The organism is Phytoactinopolyspora limicola (genome assembly GCF_011320225.1).
GTDB lineage: Bacteria > Actinomycetota > Actinomycetes > Jiangellales > Jiangellaceae > Phytoactinopolyspora > Phytoactinopolyspora limicola.
Window position 1 is genome coordinate 1 of the sequence record NZ_JAAOEN010000003.1, and the last position, 20,475, is coordinate 20,475.

At 63.3% G+C, this 20,475-nt stretch carries 14 protein-coding genes; 7 read left to right on the top strand and 7 right to left on the bottom strand.

Features of this window, described 5'->3' with window-relative positions:
* Window positions 1-317 precede the first annotated feature (317 nt).
* From G8760_RS09020 to G8760_RS09040, 5 genes are all read left to right on the top strand, one after another.
* Window positions 318-1,115: a hypothetical protein gene (locus tag G8760_RS09020; RefSeq protein WP_166350099.1), complete on the top strand. Its 798-nt coding sequence runs from the start codon at window positions 318-320 to the stop codon at window positions 1,113-1,115.
* A gap of 58 nt (window positions 1,116-1,173) precedes the next feature.
* The gene (locus tag G8760_RS09025; protein WP_166350101.1) at window positions 1,174-2,481 is read left to right on the top strand and encodes a Gfo/Idh/MocA family protein; all 1,308 of its coding nucleotides are present in this window, start codon (window positions 1,174-1,176) and stop codon (window positions 2,479-2,481) included.
* 182 nt (window positions 2,482-2,663) lie between these two features.
* Complete coding sequence (locus G8760_RS09030; protein WP_166350103.1) at window positions 2,664-3,671, top strand: SGNH/GDSL hydrolase family protein; 1,008 nt, start codon at window positions 2,664-2,666, stop codon at window positions 3,669-3,671.
* Window positions 3,672-3,961: 290 nt separating this feature from the next.
* Window positions 3,962-5,788, top strand: a complete 1,827-nt coding sequence (locus G8760_RS09035) for a hypothetical protein (RefSeq protein ID WP_166350105.1) — start codon at window positions 3,962-3,964, stop codon at window positions 5,786-5,788.
* Window positions 5,789-6,030: 242 nt separating this feature from the next.
* Window positions 6,031-8,814: a DUF4838 domain-containing protein gene (locus G8760_RS09040; RefSeq protein ID WP_166350107.1), complete on the top strand. Its 2,784-nt coding sequence runs from the start codon at window positions 6,031-6,033 to the stop codon at window positions 8,812-8,814.
* A gap of 316 nt (window positions 8,815-9,130) precedes the next feature.
* On the opposite strand, the gene G8760_RS09045 is transcribed toward G8760_RS09040, so the two are convergent.
* Window positions 9,131-10,171 (bottom strand): LacI family DNA-binding transcriptional regulator, encoded by a 1,041-nt coding sequence (locus G8760_RS09045; protein ID WP_343074388.1) that lies wholly within the window; start codon window positions 10,169-10,171, stop codon window positions 9,131-9,133.
* Between the two features lie 488 nt (window positions 10,172-10,659).
* Between G8760_RS09045 and G8760_RS09050 the strand changes: the two genes are divergently transcribed.
* Entirely contained in the window at window positions 10,660-11,442 is a 783-nt protein-coding gene (locus G8760_RS09050) for a nitroreductase family protein (protein ID WP_166350111.1), read from the top strand.
* 62 nt (window positions 11,443-11,504) lie between these two features.
* On the opposite strand, the gene G8760_RS09055 is transcribed toward G8760_RS09050, so the two are convergent.
* Window positions 11,505-12,380, bottom strand: coding sequence for a DUF4429 domain-containing protein (locus G8760_RS09055; protein WP_166350113.1), 876 nt, complete (start codon window positions 12,378-12,380; stop codon window positions 11,505-11,507).
* A 1,233-nt stretch (window positions 12,381-13,613) separates the two neighbouring features.
* Between G8760_RS09055 and G8760_RS09060 the strand changes: the two genes are divergently transcribed.
* Window positions 13,614-14,240 (top strand): response regulator transcription factor, encoded by a 627-nt coding sequence (locus G8760_RS09060; RefSeq protein WP_166350115.1) that lies wholly within the window; start codon window positions 13,614-13,616, stop codon window positions 14,238-14,240.
* Window positions 14,241-14,346: 106 nt separating this feature from the next.
* Here the strand turns inward: G8760_RS09060 and G8760_RS09065 are convergent, their stop codons facing one another.
* From G8760_RS09065 to G8760_RS09085, 5 genes are read right to left on the bottom strand one after another with little or no spacing between them, the layout of a single operon-like run.
* Entirely contained in the window at window positions 14,347-15,486 is a 1,140-nt protein-coding gene (locus tag G8760_RS09065) for a CaiB/BaiF CoA transferase family protein (RefSeq protein WP_166350117.1), read from the bottom strand.
* Complete coding sequence (locus G8760_RS09070) at window positions 15,479-16,336, bottom strand: SDR family NAD(P)-dependent oxidoreductase (RefSeq protein WP_166350119.1); 858 nt, start codon at window positions 16,334-16,336, stop codon at window positions 15,479-15,481. Before G8760_RS09070 ends, G8760_RS09065 begins: the two co-directional genes overlap by 8 nt.
* Entirely contained in the window at window positions 16,333-17,820 is a 1,488-nt protein-coding gene (locus tag G8760_RS09075; protein WP_166350121.1) for an SDR family oxidoreductase, read from the bottom strand. Before G8760_RS09075 ends, G8760_RS09070 begins: the two co-directional genes overlap by 4 nt.
* Window positions 17,817-19,115, bottom strand: a complete 1,299-nt coding sequence (locus tag G8760_RS09080) for a beta-ketoacyl synthase N-terminal-like domain-containing protein (protein WP_166350123.1) — start codon at window positions 19,113-19,115, stop codon at window positions 17,817-17,819. Before G8760_RS09080 ends, G8760_RS09075 begins: the two co-directional genes overlap by 4 nt.
* On the bottom strand, window positions 19,105-20,469 hold the full coding sequence (locus G8760_RS09085; protein ID WP_207782186.1) for a beta-ketoacyl synthase N-terminal-like domain-containing protein: 1,365 nt from the start codon (window positions 20,467-20,469) through the stop codon (window positions 19,105-19,107). Before G8760_RS09085 ends, G8760_RS09080 begins: the two co-directional genes overlap by 11 nt.
* Window positions 20,470-20,475 lie beyond the last annotated feature (6 nt).

Consider the following 20,475-nt stretch of genomic DNA (forward strand, 5'->3'; position numbering starts at 1 on the left):
ATCAGTCGGCGTATTGCTCGAATGTGGTGTTGCGTGATTTGGTGTGTGATAACAACCGGCGCAACGCGCTTAGTGTGATCTCGGTTGATGGGCTGGTTGTTGAAGGGTGTCAGTTCTCGCAGACGCAAGGGACGCTTCCGGAGTCGGGTGTGGATTTTGAACCGAATTTCGCGGATGAGCGTATATCCAATATTACGATGACGGATTGTGTGTTCGAGGGGAATATCACGCGGGGTGTGTCGGCGATCTTGAGTGCGCTGGATCAGACATCGGCGCCGGTATCCGTTCTGATTGACCGGGCTACGGTTTCTCATCACATGGGGGAGTCGCGGCAGCTTCCGAGTGCGGTGTTCATGACCAGTGCCCGGAACGGCGTCACAGGTCAGATCGAGGTCCGGGACTCCCTACTCAACGTCGAACCAGCCTCAAGCGCCATTGGTAGTTTCAACAACGACGCCAACGGCGTCGAGATGCACTTCACCCGCAACACCGTCTGGAACTGGGGCAACGCAGCCCAAGATCTCAAACCCATCGATATCCAGGCGGGCACCCAGCAGGCGTTCGGTGGATTGATATTTGACGACCTCGTTTTCGTCACCGACCAGCCACCGTTACTCCTGCGGGCGCGGAGTTCGCCTGCGCATGACCCAGGCGGAACGGCGACACTCGCCAACATCCACGGCACCATCACCGTCGTCAACCCCCACGGCGTCGACGTCGAGACTGGTGACAATCCGCCGGTCGACTACGATCTCACGGTGCAGACGGAGAGTGTCGGGCTGCGGGCCGACGTCACCGTCACCGCGCAGTCGTCGTCGGTTTCCGGTGGCGACGACGCGCAGCTGGTCTTCACCCGCGCCGGCGGAGACGCCTCGACCCCGCTCGCCATCGCCTACGACGTCAGCGGCTCGGCCCGAGAACGATACGACTACGGAGGGCTCGGCCGGGTCGCAGTCATCCCGTCCGGCGCGAGTCAGGTCACGGTCCCGGTGCGAACCTTCGGGCGACGGCAAGCAACCGATCCTGTGCACCGGCAGATTGTTGTCATAGTTGAGACCGGCCACCGCTATGAAGTGTTGCCCAACAGCGTCGCGAGTGTACTGATCACCGATTGAGTGGAGCGCTACTTTGTCCCGTCGAAGGTACGCCGTCTGTGGGTTGTCCAACCGCGGTGTGACGAGTTTCGTGTGCCCATTGCTGGGGGTTCGCGCGGGAGAAGACACGGAACTGGGCTTCGGTGCCAATCATGAGGACTACTCAAGCCATGGTGGCCTAGTGGCGGTGGTTGATCCGGACAAAGAACGGGTCGCGCAGTTCAACGCGGAGCTGATACCACCAGGGCACCCGCGGGTGCCCTGGTACCCGCCGGATCAGTTCGGCGCGATGATCGAGCAGGATCGGCCAGATACGGTGATCGTGGCATCGCCTGACCATACGCATACGGATTACATCCTCGCGGCGTTGGAGCGGGGCGTTGACGTGATCACCGAGAAGCCAATGGTGACAACGGCGGCTGACGCAAGGCGGGTGCTGGCCGCCGAGCGGGCGTCGCCGGCGAACGTCCTGGTCACTCACAACCTGCGGTATGTGCGGCGGCATCAGCAGATCAAGCGGCTGGTGCGCGACGGCGCGGTCGGTCGGCCCACCTATGTGACCTTGGAGTATCACGTAGACATACGGCATGGCGCTAGCTATTTCCTGCGGTGGAACCGGCGCCGCGCGCTATCTGGTGGGTTGTCTGTGCACAAGGGTGCGCATCACCTGGATCTGGTGTCGTGGTGGCTGGACGACGTGCCAGAGCGGGTCTATGCCGTAGGCGGGCGGAGCTACTACGGTCCGGATAGCCCGCACCGACCTCGTTCCGCCGACGGGACCACCTACAGTGGCCGGGAACTACGGGCGCGCGATCCGTATTTTCGGGCGCAGGTAGGTAGTGGCGCCTTTCCTGACGATGCCGCTACTGACCGGGTCGGATTCCTCGGGCTCACCTACCCGCATCAGTATCCAGCCGGCCGAGAAATGTACCTGTACGACGACGAGATAGACATCGAGGACACCTACTCCTCGCTGCTTTCATATTCGAACGGTGCCAGCCTGAGCTACACGATCGACTTCTCGTCGCCGTGGGAGGGGTATCGGTTGGTGATCAATGGCACGCACGGTCAGCTGGAGACCATGAGTGGACGCCTCCCTGACGGGACGCCACTGGGCGATTCGTCTTCGATCATCTATCGGCCGCTTTTTGGTGAACCCGAGACCATCGAGGTTCAGACGGTGACGGGCGGGCATGGTGGAGCTGATCCGTTGATGCGTCGGGATATCTTCGTCGAACCCAGCGCGGCGTCCCGTGAACTCGGGCTGGCGGCCTCCTCTCTCGAGGGAGCGGTGGCGGTGGCTGCTGGTGAGGCGATCTGGCGCTCGTCCGCCGAGGGGCGCGTGATCGAGTTGCGTGAGCTTCTCGGCGAAGAGTTAGACGGCTGAACCGAGCACTCGAGCGGGGCCATGCTGGACATCGGGCTGGCTTCTTACCGGCCTGCCGCATCTTCCTGCGACGGATAAAACGCTATGTCGCTGGAAATGCCGGCGCCGTTTGCCCTTGGTGTCGGCAATCAGTGCAGCTAAACTGCATGCGCTTGCACAATAGATGACGGAGGTCTGCGATCATGGCCCGTTCCTTCTCCCTCGATCCTGGCCGCAGGCCGTGGGCCTGGATGGGGATGGCCGAATGGTGTGAGGAGGACGGTGCTGCGCAACCGTGGCGCATCAACCGGGATCTAGCCATGACCTCGGCTTCAGCTGAATTCGTCGCAGGTGCGCGTGAGCCGTGCGGCGTGCGGGCGCGGGTGTTTACCGATGCGCGGAGGCTGGAGCTCGTGACGCGGCGCACCAACCGACCTGGGGGTGTGTGCGATGTATTGGTGGACGACGTCCTTGTGTATCGGTGGCGTGCAGGTGTGGGCGACAGCCGGATGGCATGTGACCTGCCCGGGCGTGGCATGCGCACGGTCGAAGTCTGGTTGCCTCAACAAGGGCAAGCAGCCTTGGTGGAAATCGCTCTGCATGACGCCAGCCAGGTTCAGGCGGCCCCGGCCGCAGACCTTTCCTGGGTGACTTACGGGAGCTCGATCACCCAGTGCGCGGCCGCGGAAGGCCCGTCAGAGACGTGGCCGGCGTTGATCGCGCGCCAGCATGACTGGCAGCTGAGATCGCTCGGCCTTGGTGGTCAGTGTCACCTTGATACAGCAGCTGCCCGCACCATTAGAGACGAACCGGCTGACCTGATTTCGCTGTGCCTCGGAATCAACATCTACGGACAATGTACGTTCAACGCGCGAAGCCTGCCGTCCGCCGTGACGGGGTTTATCCAGACAGTCCGGGACGGCCATCCCAAGACGCCGATCGTGGTGATCTCGCCGATTAGTTCGCCGTTGCGCGAAGCTCAGGCGAACGGGGTAGGGATGACCTTGCAGGACGTCCGCGGTGTTGTGCATGGGGCCGTAGACCTCCTGATCAACTGCGGAGACACCGGACTGTACCCCGTCGACGGTCGAGATGTGCTCGCCGATGGCGAAGCGGGCCTGCTCTTCGACGGAGTGCATCCAAGGGCGGAGGGCTACCGGCTGATGGCCGAGCGGCTCGCGCCACTATTGGCGAGCGTGATTGCCACCTGAGGTTGCTGCTATTGCAGCAAGCGCTTGTATAGCGTAGGATCCTCGAATGCGAGAACCACTCTCGTGACCGCGCCGCACACGAATACTCCACTAGTTGCTCAGCTCAGTCCTCGGCGTCACCTCCAACGAACGTGGGAGTGACGTCAGCAAAGGAGGCGGCACCGAGAAGGTTCCTCTACGCCGCGACGGCGACGTATGCAGGGAAAATTGGTCCGATTCCGGAAAGCAAGCCAGGGATTCCATGAGGTCATAGTCGCGCTTTCGGGCGCGCTCTTCTAGGAGGTACTGGGATGACGCTAGATGCCGATGTGACCAGTCTCATCGTGGATACCGACGGTCCGAGCGACACCCGGCTGACCCTTGGTCGGACGTTCCGGGAGCATGTGAGCCTTTTCAACGGCCTGGCGTCGGATCCTCCGGCAATACCAAGTTCGGTTACCTGCGTCGAAACGCTGGGATACTTGCTGGAAGGTAGCGGACGGGCGACGTACCGCTTTTCGTCTTCAATAGACGGAGCTTATGTCTCGGCCAACCCTAGAACGTCCTTCCTGGCGGCAGATGGCCGGGGGTTCGGACTAGTGGCGGACAAAGGGATCAGCCCGTTCACTTTCGGGGCCGCAGGCGATGGGTCTACGGATGACAGCGACGCCGTGGAAACCTTCCTTGGATACATCTCCGAGAACAATGTCGGACTGGCAGATGCAAGTGGACACTTCGCAGTCTCTCGAGCACTATTCTTTGGTGACGGCGTAGCTTCACCGAGTACCAAATCGGTGCAAGGAGAAATGCAGCTATCCGCAACCCCTGGAAGTTCCGGTCAAGCGATCCTCACCATAAGAAAGTGGGACGGAGGGTACTGGGAATCACTCAGGGTGACCGGAACCGGATCGGTTAGCACATTTAGCACTCGCACATGGCAGACTGGCCTGGCGCTCGACGGTGCGGGTCGGATAAAATTTGAACGGATACATTGCGCCCTATTCAGCTATGCGGGAATCGCCCGAATAGGTGGCAATGTTACCGGCTGCCACTTCGGCGAAGTAAGGGCGTATGACTGCGGCCCAGGGGCTCGTGGCGCGTCGGCGAATTTCGGAATCTCCGCAGCTTGGTCAGTCCGGGTCGATTCCGGATCAAGCGGCTCATTGGCGCAACGTACGACTATAAGTGTCGACACGTTGCCGCCTGAGTTTGTGTCGGACGGAGTATGGGGCGCGGTGGGCGATGCGCCGTACCTCGTAAGAATCAACGACAGTGGCGGCGAACCGAGGCTCTACTTCATCTACGGAATAGATCGTGGCAGTAGCACCCTCACGATCTTTCCGTGGATTGATCCGAGTTTGACCAGTGGCACTCTGGACTATGTGTACGGTGGTGGCCTGTTCATTCACGGTAGTGATAACAATGTCATAGGTTTCGACATGATCGATGCGATGCGCTGTGGTGTAGCTCTCAGCTGCGGCAGTCCATATGGCCCCGTCGGGCGGCGTCTCATTAGTCAGGTCTGCGGAATCGCAGTGAGTGTAGGGCGGCATCCAGCGGGAGCAGCGCTCGGGACCCACGTTGATGGGCTCTATTGTGAGAACAACATTCATGACATCGTATCGGTCAGCATGTCCACGAGCGATGGCGTGTACGCCTGGTTTGGGTCAGAGTACGCATTGAATCTGGCGAAATGTGCGACAGTAGCGGCGCCGAGGCTGTCCAGTGGGGAATTCTCTTCCCGTTTTATGGGTCTGCGTGGTTTCACTATCGCGTATCGCGGCTCGTTCCTGGTAGGCGAGAAGGCCCCGCACAATAGCGTGAGTTCAACTCACCTGGTTGAAATCGCTAGGCCTGACCAACGCTTGGTGCTGAAGAAGGATTCCCATGAACTGAATCTATCTCTGGACAAGGATGTTCATAGGCTCATGGGCTATGACAGTCTTGAGCTCATCTATCTCGGAAGCGGCCCTAGTCAGGAACCAACCGGCACCATCACAATAAACGCACCTTCCGGATATGAGCTCGACGATGGCAGTGTGACGCGGCACTATTCATCGATGTCTGGAGTCCTTCGTGTTCTGGTATGGGTTGACGTTAAGGAACAGATAGTGACGCTGATCAAGCTAAGCGGATAACCGGATTTAAACGTATAGCCGACGCAGCACTGGGGTGAAGTCCATCCCGTCACCGCCCCACTGAGAGTTGGGCCGGGTATCGAGCGGTGCCATGTCCCTTAGGGGCCAGAGGTAGGTATCGAGCTAGCACGCGATGTGAGAGGCAGGTAAAGATGTCCGAACGATCCGCGCAAGGCACCAACAGGCGGTCCGTGTCCGTACCGGAAGGACTGACACGTCGAACGTTCCTAGCTGGCGCTGCGGTGGCCGGCCTGCAGATTGTGGCTCCATCCGTTGTCAACGCGGCACCCGGCCGCCAAGTGGTATTGGCGACCAACGGTCGCCCGCGGGCGACGATCGTGGTTCCGAAAAACGCAACCGGGTTCGAGTCCCAGGCGGCTGATGAACTTCGTCACCACGTCGAACTCATTGCTGGCGCGACCCTTCCTCGAACGGAAGTTGGCGGGAAGTCGAGAACGCCGATAACGATCTATATAGGCCGTGCGTGCCCGGACCCCGTCAGTTTCGTTCCGGGATTCGATGGAGAGAGCGATGCGTTTCGGCTCCAGATTACCGATGACACGATCCAACTGGCATCGAACCCTGGGAGCCGTGGAGTCCTCAATGCGGCTTATGAACTTCTCGAGCAGGCGGGGGTTCAGTGGCTGATCCCCGGTCCGTCTGGTACGGCGGTGCCACCAGGCAAGATTGCCAAGGTATCCGTCCAGGACGAAAGTGTTATACCGGCTTATGAGAGTCGAATCTTGCAGCCTACGAGATACAACGGTGCGATGCCGGAGGGCGTTGATCCTTTAGAGGCTGCGGCTTGGATGCGGCGCAATAGACTTGCGGGCTCGCTGCTCGGCAGGCATGGCATCCCAATGTTGCCACCTGCCGACAAAGCGACCGAGCCCGAGTTGTTTATGCATGACACCGATGGCAGAGTGCTGAACCAGCTTGATGTCTCTCATCCAGAAGTGCTCAGGCGTGCGATAGCCGCTGCGCGTGAACTTCTTGCTGGCGAGCCGGATACGAAGTATCTAAGCATGGGGCCAGTGGATGGTCTTGGGTTCGGAGAGTCGGAGTGGGATGCTGGAGACATTGATCCCCTTGGCGGGATTCTCAGTGTCACCGATCGTTATGTGAAGTTCTATAACCTTATTCTTGAGGACATTCAGGCTGATTATCCTGATGTTGGAATAGCCTTCTATGCCTATATTGCCCTCGATCGACCTCCGGTGAGAGAGATTCCGAATCCGCGCCTGTTGCCGCTATTCGCGCCCATTCTTGTGGATCGTGTGCATTCGATGGGCGATCGAGATGGTTACGAGCGGCGGTACTTCAAGAGGCAAGTCGAGCGTTGGCGGGACCTAGGTCTCCAATGGGGGTACCGGGGGTATTCGTATAATCTCGCGGATCCCGGGGTGCCGTTCTCCCCGCTTCCTCAGATCGCCGAAGAGCACCCGTTGCTCCGAGAGTTGGGCGCATCGATATCTATTCGTATCGAGGGCCTTCATAGCTGGGGGCATGATGCACCTGGCTATTACCTGTTGGCCAAGTTGATGTGGGATCCGACGCTTGTGGTTGAACCCATAGTGGACGAGTTCTTCGACGCGTCTTATGGCCCTTCGGCAAACGACATGCGTCGGTACTTTTCCAGGCTGGAAAGTGCGATCTCATCCGCGGCCATAACAGCGGGGAACATCTATGACTTTCCCGCCATCCTCGATGAGGATTTGATCGATAAACTAGATGCTGACTTGGCGGATGCTGAATCGACTGCGCGTGATAGCGGTAGAGCGGATGTGAGTGACCGGATCCTGATCACGCGCAAAGCGTTCGAGTTTGGCCGGCACCTCCTGGACGCGATTCGCGCGTGGCGGTCCTTTGAGTTCGCTGAGGCTAAGCGTCTTTATGACCTCGCAGTTGGCCTGGCCGATGAGGCCGCGGCCTCAAGTCCGGTGGCGATCTATCCGAATCGGCGCAACTATCTCGGCCGGTTCTGGGGCGATCAGATGAACCAAGCCGCAGAGTTGACGGAGGGCGGCAGGGAGATTGTTGCGCGATTGCCGCAGGAGTGGATGATTCTGCTCGATTCCAATGATGTGGCGTCGAATGATGAGGTGTGGGCTGCTGGCGTCGACACGCGTACGTGGCGGTCGGCAGATACTGTTGAGAAGTCGTGGACTAGGCAAGGACTGAGGTACTACAAGGGGACCGCCTGGTATCAATGCAAGGTGCATGTGCCTGACGAGTATCGCGATCGGGAACTCTTTCTGTGGCTCGGGACTGTCGACGAAACGGCGCGCGCCTGGGTAAATGGCCATGAGCTCGAGGTCACCCGCGGTGGTGGCTCATTAAAGCCCCAGGAGTTCAATGCGACTGGCCGGGTGGTAGCCGGTGACGTGAATGAGATCACGATCAAGGTCGCGAATGCGTCACTGAATGAGATCGGCACTGGCGGGATTATGGGTCCTTCGCTGTTGTGGGCAGGAGGAAATGTTTCGGCTGACGATGTACGCCTGATGCCGAGAAAGCGTCTGGTTGAACCAATACGTTTGTCCCAGCCGAAGGTTCAAAAAAGTCCGCCTGATGCGGAGTGGATGGCGCAGCTTCCGGATATGTGGAAGGCATATGCCGATCCATATGGTAAAGCGGTGTCGGAGTTGGGACTTTGGGAGGCGGGATTGTCCACGGATGGTTGGCTCGATGTGGATGTCGTGAACTCGCCCTTAGAGGAGCAGGGATTCGCCTACTATCGCGGGGGAATGGCGTATCGGATGACCACCTTACCCGCGTCGGTTGATGATCTAGATGGTTGCCGGCTATGGATCGCGGGCGCCTACGGTGAGGTTCGGGTCTGGGCGAATGATGAGGAGCTAACCGTCGTAGGTGCTGGGAACATGGGGACGCCGTGGGAGTTTGACCTCAGCGGTACTCCTGTGCGTGAGGATTCTAACGCGATTGTCATTTCGGCTACCGGTTCGTTCGATGGTGATCGTCCAGGTTCCATCACAGGTCCGGTCTATATCTACAAACCAAGTTGAGCTCGCAGTAGGCCGGCAGGCTTAGAAAGCATAACGGCGGGGTTTATAGGTCGATATTGCGGGGCTTGGGTGTTGAATGCTGCACCCGAGCTCCGCTATCGACGTCGCGACGATGAGATAGCGGGCGACACGGAGAGGTCCGATATCTGCTGTGTGGCCTGATGGTCGCCGAGGGTGCGTGTTGCCTGTTCACCTGCTTCTTTATGGTTGGCGCTGTCGTACCGTGAGTTTCCTTGTTGGCGCCGGGGCAGCAACGGGCTCCTTGTGCCGAGACGGGGGATGGGGTAAGCCTCGTTGTGGCCGGGGGAGGGGGAGCTCAGGCGGCCGGATGGGGGTTTGGCACGGGGCTCGTCGAACCCCGAACGATGAGCCGGGTTTCTAGCTGCACGAGAGACGGTGCAGCGTCGCTGGTATTGGCGAGGTCGAGCACTAGGTCGACCGCCGCCGCGCCCGCCTCCGCGCCGGGTACATGGATTGACGTGAGAGTCGGGTAAGCCATGCTGGACATCGGACTGTCGTCGATACCGATGACACTGATGTCCTGACCCACCTTGACACCGCGTTCGTTCAGCCTGGCCATGAGGCCGAGGGCGATCATGTCGTCGTAGGCGATAACCGCGGTGATGTTGGCGGCGCTGACCAGGTCCGCGGCCCGGACACCGGCCTGGATCTGCGGTTCGAATGGCCCGAACTCGACCAGTTCGACGCCGACATCGGAGCATGCCTTCCGTACCGCGGTCTGGCGCTGGGTGTTGGACCAGGAGCGGCGCGGACCGTTGAGGTAGCCGATAGCGGGATGGCCGAGTGCGGCGAGATGTTCAACTGCTTCGAACATGCCGTCGTCGTTGTCGACGAGGACACTCGCCGCCCCGGGGACCTCGCGGTTGACGAAGACGATCGGGGTCAGCGCAGCGAGCTCGCCGAGGCGGTCGTCGGGAGTGCGAGGCGAGACCACGATCAGCCCGTCCACTCGTTTACGCATCACTTCCGCCCGGCGGATCTCGTCCGCCGCGTGCTCGTCGACGTCAGCGATCAACACGGTTTTGCCCCGGGCGGTGGCACGCGCCTGGACCGCCTTGATGATGGGCGGAAAGAACGGGTTGGCGATGTCCGGCACGATCAAACCGATGAGATCGCTCTGTCCCGACGTCAGAGACCGTGCCACCTGGTTAGGGACGTAGCCCATGTCTCGGGCAACCTTGCGCACCCGCTCACGGGTTTGAGCGTTCACCTTGTCTGGATCGGACAAGGCTCGGGACACCGTGGACGGGGACAGGCCGGTGGCACGTGCGATGTCGGCAAGGGTGACGCTCATTGGAGCCTTCCTGAAATCATTGCTGCATGTTCCTGCGATGATACAAACCGTATATCGTCGACGCCCTCTTCGCTAGTGTGATACCGGCAAGACACGCCGCCAAGAGTGTTGTGACTAGTGTGCACTCGCTTGCTGAACTGTTGCACTTGGCTGCAATGGTGTGCGGGCAGCAGGAGATGGGTGCCGCTGACAGGGCTGGGTGTCCTGGCGTACCTGGCGGTGGGTCATGGGCACATGGTGCGGGCCCGGGAGGACAATAGCGGGGCGTCTCAAAACCAGCGCGGTCGACCTGCCCCCGCACATCGACTCTTTTTGGTTAAGTCAATTCCCGGACCCGCGCTGGTGATCATACAAGTGATCCGGCTGTAAGGGGAACCCTCCACCGGGAGTGTCGCAAGGCGCAGACCCGAAGGACCAGCCGCTCACAAGGGTGTCCGTCCCCGTGCTGCGCTTGATCGTGCGGGCCATCGGGGCGGAGCCAGTAGGGTGGCTACCAAGATCCACGACAGTGGAGAGGACGACCAATTCCAATGCCCACGACGCCAACTGTTGACCCGCGTGATCCGCTGGATGGCGAATACTGCCCGGTTCCCTTGGAGTTCGACCGGCTCGACCCGGCCACCGCGCTCCAGAGGTCTCGTGAGTTCCGGGACGACATGGCCAGGCGTCGCACGGTGCGGGCCTTCTCGACGGAAGACGTGCCGTACGAGCTGATCGAGAACGCCGTGGCCACGGCCGCGACGGCGCCGAGCGGCGCACATGCGCAGCCGTGGACCTTCGTCGTCGTCTCCGACCCCGACGTCAAAGCGGAGGTGCGGGCCGCCGCGGAGGAGGAAGAACGTCGTTCGTACGAGTCACGGATGCCCGATGAATGGCTGCGAGCTCTACGCCGTCTGGGTACCGACGACGTCAAGACACATCTGACCGACGCTCCCTACGTCATCGTCGCGTTCGCCCAGGCGCACTATGTGGGCCCGGACGGCTACACCCGAAAGCACTACTACGTGCAGGAATCCATGGGGATCGCCTGCGGACTGCTGCTGGCGTCGTTGCACCGGGCCGGGCTGGCCACGCTGACCCATACCCCGAGCCCGATGGGGTTCCTGCGGACCATCCTCGGCCGTCCGCGCAACGAGCGGCCGTACCTCGTGGTGCCCGTGGGATATCCCGCGCCGGATGCCACCGTTCCGGACATCACCCGCAAGGATCTACGCGACGTACTCGTCACCGTCGCTCCGCAGCACCCGCCAGCCGCTCGGGGCGAGGCGGTGCGTGGCCGCGGCGATACCGCCCGTAGTTCGACGAGAGGGTAGAGCCGATCCGTCCGGTTCATACCCGGCACTGACACCCGGCACTGACACCCGGTCCGCACCGTTCAGAGTTGGCGCAGAAGTGCTTGTTTGGCGGTGGTGAACTCGTCGTCGGTCAGCACACCGTCGCGATGCAGATCGCCGAGTTCTCGTAACCGCCGCAGAAGGGCGTCGTGATCGCCGTCCCCGGGCGCGGGGGTCGCCGGTGCCGCGGCGAGCGCGGGGGAGTCGTCGCCGCCGGCCGCTCCCGGATGAGGGAGCCGAGCGGCGACGGCCGCCGCCAGCATGGCCGTCGTCCCGCCGAGGCGGCGCATTCCCCATGTGATGCAGTTCGGATCGTGTTTCGGCATCAGCGCCGACGCGGCGGTCAGGCGGAAGCGGAGGAAGCCATTCGTCCAGCCGACGATCGGCACCCATTCGACACCGAGGACGTCGTCCAGGGAGATCTGTCTGGGGCCGCCGGCCTTTTTGCCATCTTCGGCCCACTCGGTCCACTCGATGTGGATCCGGGTGCCGTCGAACGAGGCGGTGCCGTCGCCGGCGCTGGCGGTCAATGGGACGGCCGGTCCGGGCATGAGAAAACGATCACACGGACCGGGCGGGACCTGTTCGAGCATGAGGGCGTTGCGGACTTCGTCGACGAAATACTCGGCCATACCCGCGGTGGTGGAGTCGATGGCGAGCCGGTACGGATCGGCGTCGTCGCCGAGTTTGCCACCGGCTACCTGGAGGAACGGGTCGGCCCCGTCGCGTAGGCGCAACCGTAGCCGACCGCCCTTGCGGCCGGGCTCGTACGTGATGCCCGCCATCGCCCGCAGCGGAACGGTGAGTTCGCCCAGGGCTTGGCGCAGCGCGTCCACCCGCCGGTCCTGCCCCGGCACGATACGCACGAGTTCGCCATCGAACGTCCATGTGCCATCGCGCACGATCACCTCGGCCATGAGTCCGATCGTAGCGACGGACGCGGAGCGGAGCATGACGCACACCCAGGCACGGGCGGGGCCGCCGTGACCGGCACCCACCTACCCCGGAGACCGGTTGCCTTGTCCCGCTTCTGAATCCAGTTCTCTCTGGTGGGCGCCTGGAGGTGAGGTTTCGGATTCTTTCGTCGATAAGAAAGCGCGCCAGACGGGAAATGAATCCACGAATTAGGTATCGGCGCCTAGCAGGGGGGACTTCATATCGGCGTCCGATATGGCGATATTTACATCTCGTCAAGAGGCGTTTGGGAATGTCCTTTTTACATAAACGTCCCTTGACGTATCTTGGCTGGTCTCTTTGAGGAGCAGTGATCGAGGTCGAGCGGCGATCGCGATAGGCCTGATGGTGAGGGAAGAGATGGTTCATCAAAGACCTCACCGAGTATGGAGAGAACGGGCCTCGCTGGACGCCATCCTCAACGAATGGCGACCTTCACTCGTAGGCGATGTGACCGACGTCGGTGTGGTGAGAGCCACTATGATGTCGGTCGGCAAGGCCGGCGACGCCGAGCTATGTCGCCACCCGCGTCGCACTTCGGGCACGGGCCGCCGCACGGAGCCGATCGAGACAGCGAGTTCGGCGATCAGCATGCGTTCGCCGCCTGGGCGGGAAGTGTGGGCTCCGGGTGGGGCGCAGCTGGTGCTTTCCTGGCAGCGTCGGCCCTGGGGCGACAGTGGTGATCTCTGAGTCCTGCCGGGCGGTCGAGCGTCACCAGGTGACATACAGAATGGGCAGGTCCGCACCCGTCTGCCGAGCGGTACCGGCACACCGCTCCCCATGACGTAGGGAAAGAATCTGGACAGCTATTATCCCGCGATGAGCGGGGTGGCTGCAGCGTCTCCCAAGCCCGGTCGGAGACGGTTTCCGGGTGCCGATGTGCTCAAATGACAGGACATATCGGCCAGGAGGAGAAGTTGATATATCACTAACTGCACTACGCTGAGTTCAGCACGTCATAGGCGTATTTCAGTAGCGATAACAGGCGACCGGCAAAGAGCACTCCGACGCTCCTTGGATGGCGTCATGAAATCACGGCGCAAAAAAGGCGCCACTTCTGTCTAGTATTGCCGACGACTGCCCGATAGGATCAAGTTATGAAAGGCTCTTTCGAATGGGTGAAGCGCCTGAAGACTTCTGGGGGAATCGTCGCGGGGCCCATGGCTATCGCGCAGGGGTAGGGAGTAGAACGGCGAATGACGGGGCACGAGGGGATTATGATCGTCGACGGCCATCCATCGATGTGCTGGGCGTTGACGGCGCTGATCAGCGAGCATCTCGGGCAGCACGCCGTCAGTGCTGTGCCGAACGTCAAGCAGGCGGTATCGGACATGGCCACGACCGCACCGCGCGTCGTGATCACCGAGCTATGGTTCGACGGCCCTGGGCACGGAAGCGATCTGTGCCGGTTCGTCAAAGGGCTGCCGCAATGCCCACATGTGATGGTCTTTTCGGCCAACACAGAGGCTCAGGAGGTGGCCGCCATGGTGGCCGCTGGTGCGGATAGCTTTGTCCACAAGAGCACACCCGTCGCCGGGGTGATCGATGCCATCGAGCGGACCATACAGGGAGAACGGGTCTGGAAGGTCGACGAGAGGTACCTGAACAGCCAGCATTCTTCTCCCATATCGCGCTCCTTCTCACCGTTCACAGCACGTGAGGAAGAAGTGCTCAAGCTGATTCTCGACCGGCGGACGAACGCAGAGATCGCCGAGGAGTTGACACTCGCGCGCCAGACAGTGAAGAACCACGTGAGTAGGGTGCTTCAGAAAACCGGGGTCAACAGTCGGCAGGAATTGTTCAGCAAGAGCGCTGCTAGATGACTAATTCCCACGCAGCGAGGCGCCGCCTGAGCGCCACATTCAGGCGCACGGATTTCGGTGCACAACACCTAGCCGGCGGTGAACCGGGCTGACGTGGTGGTGGTGCTCAGGTTTCCTCAACCCACTCGGCGATGAGTTGCGCAGCCCATGACCCCAAAGGTGTAGCCGAACGCGGAACGGCGCAAGGGGTGCCGGAGAACCGAGGCGCGGGGGCTGGTTGTGGTACATCGTCCACTGAGATCACCGTGTCCCGAGTGGCCGCTCGAGAGCTGGTGGTCACCTCCGGCAGAGTGGCCACCGGGCTCACGCACGCATCCGTGCCGGCGAAGATAGCAGCCCATTCCCGCTGGGAGCGGCGGCGGAATGCGTTCGTGAACACCCGCCGCATCTCATCCCAGACGGAAGGATCACGGTGCCGGGGAACGGCATGCGCTACACCGAGCAACCGGACGAACTCCCAGTAGAACTTGGGTTCAAGGGCGCCAACGGCCATGTGTCGCCGATCAGATGTCTCATAGACATCGTAGAAGGGACAACCGGAGTCCAGGAGGTTCGTCCCGGGTTCAGCCCGCCATTCGCCGGCCGCGTACATGCCGAAGATCATCGTACTCAGATGGGTGACCCCGTCGACGACCGCAGCATCGACGACCTGGCCAGGACCGCCGCGCAGGACGTGCTGCCGGGCCGCCAGCACACCGATGACCAGATACAGCGCACCGCCACCGAAGTCACCCAGCAGGTTGAGTGGAACCGGCGGTGGGCATCCCTGTCGGCCTAGAGCGCCGAGCACACCGGAGGCGGCGAGGTAGGTGATGTCGTGTCCTGCGGTGCCGGCCAGCGGCCCGCTCTGGCCCCACCCCGTCATCCGGCCGTAGACGAGGGAAGGATGTGCCTGTAGGCAGATGTCGGGGCCGATCCCCAGCCGCTCGGCGACACCTGGACGGAAGCCTTCGAGCAGTACGTCGGCGTGGCTGGCCAGCGTCCGGACCAGCGCGCGGCCATCGTTGTCCTTGAGGTCGACGGTCAGGGTGCGTTTACCTCGGTCGAGTATCTGCTGTCCCTGGGTGGGCAGATCAGCCGGCAGATGCGGCCGGGGCCCGCCTGGTTCGCCTGGCCGCATCACCTTGACCACATCAGCGCCCAGATCCGCCAGCAACATTCCACCGAACGGCACCGGACCCAGCGCCTCGATCTCCAGTACTCGCAGGCCGGCCAATGGCCCGTTTCCCTGCGCCGAGTTACCCACTTGGAGCCTCCGTCATGCGGCTGAGTCGGTCGATGGCCTGGGCCATGTCGGCGTGCGGGCTGGTCGGGCCAAGCGGTACGACAGGGCCGACGCTCATGTGTGGCGGGCGGGTCACCACCCAGAGCACCGCCGCCGCCACATCATCGGCGGAGAGAAGCTCGTCCGGCGTCGCACCGAGCGAGTCCGGCGGCGGGGAGAGTGGCGTGTGCACCCATCCTGGGCATAGCGCGACGGCACGGACCCCGTGTTCGCGGTTCTCCAGCGCTACGGATTCGGTCAGGGCGTTCAACGCACGTTTGCTGGCCGCGTAGCCGGCTGTGTGGCCGACGGTGCTCATGGCGACAGCCGAACCGATGTTGACGATGGTGCCGGAGCGCTGGCTGCGCATGTGCGGAAGAACGGCTCGGATGATCAGAAACGGCGCCGTCACGTTCAATCGGAACATCAGATCCCAGTGCCGTGGGCGCAGCTCGTGCACTTGTTGATAGCGAACCACGCCTGCACAGTTGACCAGCACTTCGGGGGTTCCCACCTGCTGCACGGTCTGTGCGACGACCCGTTCGGGGCCTTCGTCACACGCCAGGTCCATGGCCAGGACGGAGGCTGTCGCACCGGCCGCACGGATGCCGTCGGCGATCCCGGCGAGCACGTCGGCTCTGCGTGCCACCATGACGACGTGGTAGCCGGCGGCGGCGAGCGTCCTGGCCGTCGCGGCGCCGATCCCTGAGGAAGCTCCGGTGACGAGTGCGACCGCAGGGTTGGGCGCACCGTCCCGCTCCACCAACGCCGCCCCCGGGGAGACAACGGGCGCACAGTCGGCAGCCCTGGCCATCGGCCGGCCGGCGGTCACACCACACCACCGGCCGCCAGTGGGGGCAGACCACCGAGCGCGTACCCGCCATCCGCATGGAGCAGTGCGCCGGTTACATATGCCGATGCGTCGGATGCCAGGTACGCGGCCAGGGCAGCCACGTCCTGAGGGGCTCCGGCTCGGCCTGCGGGAATCCGGGCCAGCCAGGCCCGGTGGAAGTCAGTCGACACCACGTCGGCCATCGGCGTATCCACGATGCCGGGGGCCACGCAGTTCGCCCGGACGCCGAAGCGCCCAGCGGTCGCGGCCACGCAGCGGGTGTACTGGGCCATGGCCGCCTTGCTGGCACCGTAGCTCTCCATCCGCGGGATAGGTACGTTCTGAGCGCCGACCGAACAGATCCCCACGACCGAACCGCCCCGGTGGTCGCGTGCCCACCGGCGGACGAGTGCCGCGGTCAGCTCCGCGTAGGCGTGATAGTTCACGTCGAGCGACTGGTTTCGCAACTCCGCCTCCCGGCCCGGGGCGTCGACAGCGAACAGCCCGGTGGCGTACACCATCGTGTCGATTCGGCCTTGCTTCTCCCAGCAACGATCGACGAGGCCCGCGAGGTCGGACAACCGGCTCACGTCCTGACACCGGACCCACGCACCCTGGCCTAGGGCACGTACCTCGTCGGCGGCGTCTTCGAGTGCCTTCACGCGCCGGGCGACCAGGGTGATGTCGGCGCCGCGCCGCGCCAGCTCAATGGCCGTCGCCCGGCCGATGCCGCTGCTCGCGCCCACGACGAGAGCATGCCGACCGCGAAGGTCGTACAGCCGCCCGGCCGCAGCCGACACAGGCTCAGTCGGTTCAGGATCATGGTCGGCACCGTCGGCATGGGTGGCGGAGTCCTTCGACCCGCCAGTATGCAGCGGGGGTATGAGGGACAGATCCATGCCACCGTCGATCGGGATCGTCTCCGCGACGGTGTAGGAGCAACCTTCCGAGGACAAGAGAAGAACCCCGGCGGCCAGATCGATGGGTCGGGCGACTCGACGTAGCGGAAGGTGGCGGACGATCGCGGCGGCACGGTCGGGGCTCGGCCGATGCCCTAGGCTCGGCGCGAGCCCCACCCGCATCTGGTTGGCGACGACGCCGGACGGCGCTACCTGGGCTGCCATGTGTCGCCACCAGGCGAGGTCCGCTGCACGGGAGGCGACTTCGTCAAGGGGTACACCTGAGTGCACGCCGCCCTGTCCATCGATCACGAGGACAAGTCGGCCCGAGCCGCGCTCGACCATCCGTTGGGCGAGGCTCGCCACCCGTGCGCGGGGTAGCGGTGGCGCCGTTGTGGCCGCATTGAGGACGCTGGTTCCCGTGAGCAGGACGCAGCAGACGTCCGGAACCTCTGCGCCGTCCTCGTCGACAAGCTTCAGACCCGCGCCCACGAATGCGGCCGAGACCACAGGGTAGCCGGGGCGGTTGTGGTCGAGGATCAACCCGGTCGATCCGTGTGGGCGGTGCGAATTCAACTCGTTCACCGGTCTCCCTCGTGGTATTCCATCAGGACGGACGTTGCGTCGCCGCCGGCGCCGGAGCTGATCAGCAGCGCGTGCCGGCCCACTATCGGAACGCCGCGGCCGGTGACCGGGGAGGCCGGGAGACGGGAGTACGGCGTACGGCAACCGGTCACCGGCGTGATAGCACCGTTGCGGAACATCAGCGCCGACGACAGGAACTTGAGGAGGCCGGCGCACCCGGAGATGTGCCCGAACACAGCCTCTTGGTTGCTCAGCAGGAGGTTGCCGTCGTAGCCGAACGAGGTGCGCAGCGCGGTGAGGACGTCACAGAACAGGTCCTCGATATTGCGGGTTCCCTCTGCGAAGCCGTTGACGAACGCCAGGTCGGCGAGGGTGACTCCGGACCGATCCAGCAGGTGGCGCACGTCGTGCACGAAGTTGTCCGCGGTCCCCGAGTCGACGGGATTCTGCCCGTTGTTGCGGGACGAGCGGAACCAGAGCCGCACGCCCGTGCCGTCAGCCGGGGCGCGGGCTCGCTCGGATTCCAGCACGACGGCGAGAGCGCCCTCCCCGGGAGCGTTGCCGTCCTGATGTTCGTCGTGAGGACGCACGGCCCAGGGATCGCTGGAGAGTGTGGAGGCACGGAAGCCGCGCTTGCCTTCGTGGACGGTGCTGGCGAGGAAGATGGGATCGAGGGTGGCGTCGGCTCCGACGACCACCGCCCGATCGATGGTGCGAGCCTCGATCATGGTCGTGGCGATCTCTAGCGCACGCATCGAGCAGTTGCAGCCACCAGTGATACTCAGCGTCTGAGCGTGGATGCCGAGAAGTGAGCAGATGCCGCTCGCGACGCTGCCGGGCGTTCCCGTGAGCCAGTAGTCCATGCCCAATGTCGCGGGGCCGCCCTGGTTGTACGCGGCGAAGTACCGGCCGGCCTCCTGGAACGCGTACTGCATGGACGCGATGATCAGAGCCGACCGATCGTCGTTGAGATCAGTCGGCTCGAGCCCAGCATCAGCGAGAGCGTTCTGCACCGCGCCCATGGACAGCGCGGTGACCCGCGCCATGCGCCGGGCGATCCGCTCGGGCACGCCTGTCTCCGCCGTGACATCCCAGTCTTGGACCTGTCCGGCGATCCGGAGTGGCAGCGCAGCATGAGAGAACGGCGAGAGCTGGGTTTGCCCGCTACGCAACACGTCCCACAAGTCATGCCGGGTGCGGCAGGTACGGCCTTGGCCCGGCAGAACGCTACCCGCGCCGACGAGCCGCAGCGGGTGGGGGCCGGACCCAGTGACCTGAGCCGGTTCAGGTGCCATGCCGGCCTCCCGGCTGTGCGCCGTGTTGGCCGGGGCCGGTCAGTAGGAGGGCACTCACCACACCGCCCATCTGGTAGTTGAAGCTGAAGGCCAGATCGGTAGGCAACGGTGCCGGATGGTCTCCAACGACCACGGTGAACGGGCAGTCCTCGGCGACCTCCCCGCACCTGGCCGTCGGACAGATCTCTCCCCGGCGCATCATGAGCAGTGTCGCCGCAGCTCCCACCGCCCCCAGCGGCGCCGCGTTGTGCCCGAAACACGCCTCCTGGTTGCTCACCACCAGGTCCCCGCAGTCCTGCCCATACAACGTGCGCATGGCGTTGAACTCGGTGACGTTGAACAGTGGATCGCCCTGGGCGCCTCCGTTGACGTAGCGGACCTCCCTGGGCTCGATGCGCCGGTGGCTCGGGCGGGCCCGCAGACACGTCCGGGCCGCCCGGACGAGGGAGTCGCCGCTCTCGTCGGAGCTCACCGCGCTGGCCAGCGTGCCCCGCGCCGATCCGTGCGCCAGGACACGGCCGTAGGCCTCGCGGCCACGACGTTCGGCATGCTCGCGGCTTTCGAGCACGAGCGTGGCAGAGCCCTCGCCGATGTTGAACCCATCGGCATGCTGATCGTAGGGGCGCATCGATCGGTCGAACCGCAGCTTGGTCGGCGGGGAGTCGAACGACGGCCGGTGATCGGTGCGTTCGGCCACCTCCCGCAGCTCTTCGAAGTGTGCGACCCGATCAAGGTTGAACGAGTCGACCCCGGTGACGACGGCCACGTCGAGCTCGCCGCAGGCGATCTGGTTGGCTGCCGTGCCGAGTAGCGCGGCCGACGACGCGCAGCCACACGAGAGGGTGTAGTTGGGGCCGCCGCTGCGCAGGAGCGACGCCTGTACGTTCGCCACGTCGGTAGCGGTCACGGACACCGCCAGTCTGATGAAGAGCGATCGAGCCGCGGCTGGGCTGACGGTTCCGGGATCGGCCCGCACGCACTCCAGATAGGTGTCGAAGGAGTTGTCGACGCCGACGCGTCCGGTGAGCACCCCGGCATCGGCACAGTCGGTGCCCCGCCAGTCGAGCCCAGAGTCGTCACAGGCCTCCACCAGGGAGAGCAGTCCGAACCGGTGAACATTGGCGTAGTTCTTGAGGTAGCGCTGCGGGATCTCGGGCACTGCCTTGGTGAACTCTTCGTCGTCCAGAAACACCCGGCCGTAAAAGAAGCCGTCGTTGTCCAGGTTGGACAGCCCGCGGGCCACCGTTGCCCACAGATCGTCAGATGTCCGGACGACGGTCTGCCGTGGGCCGGGAAGGCAGAAACCCATTCCGGTCACGAGAACGTCGCGTGGCCCAGTGTCGATCTCAAGCACAGTGTC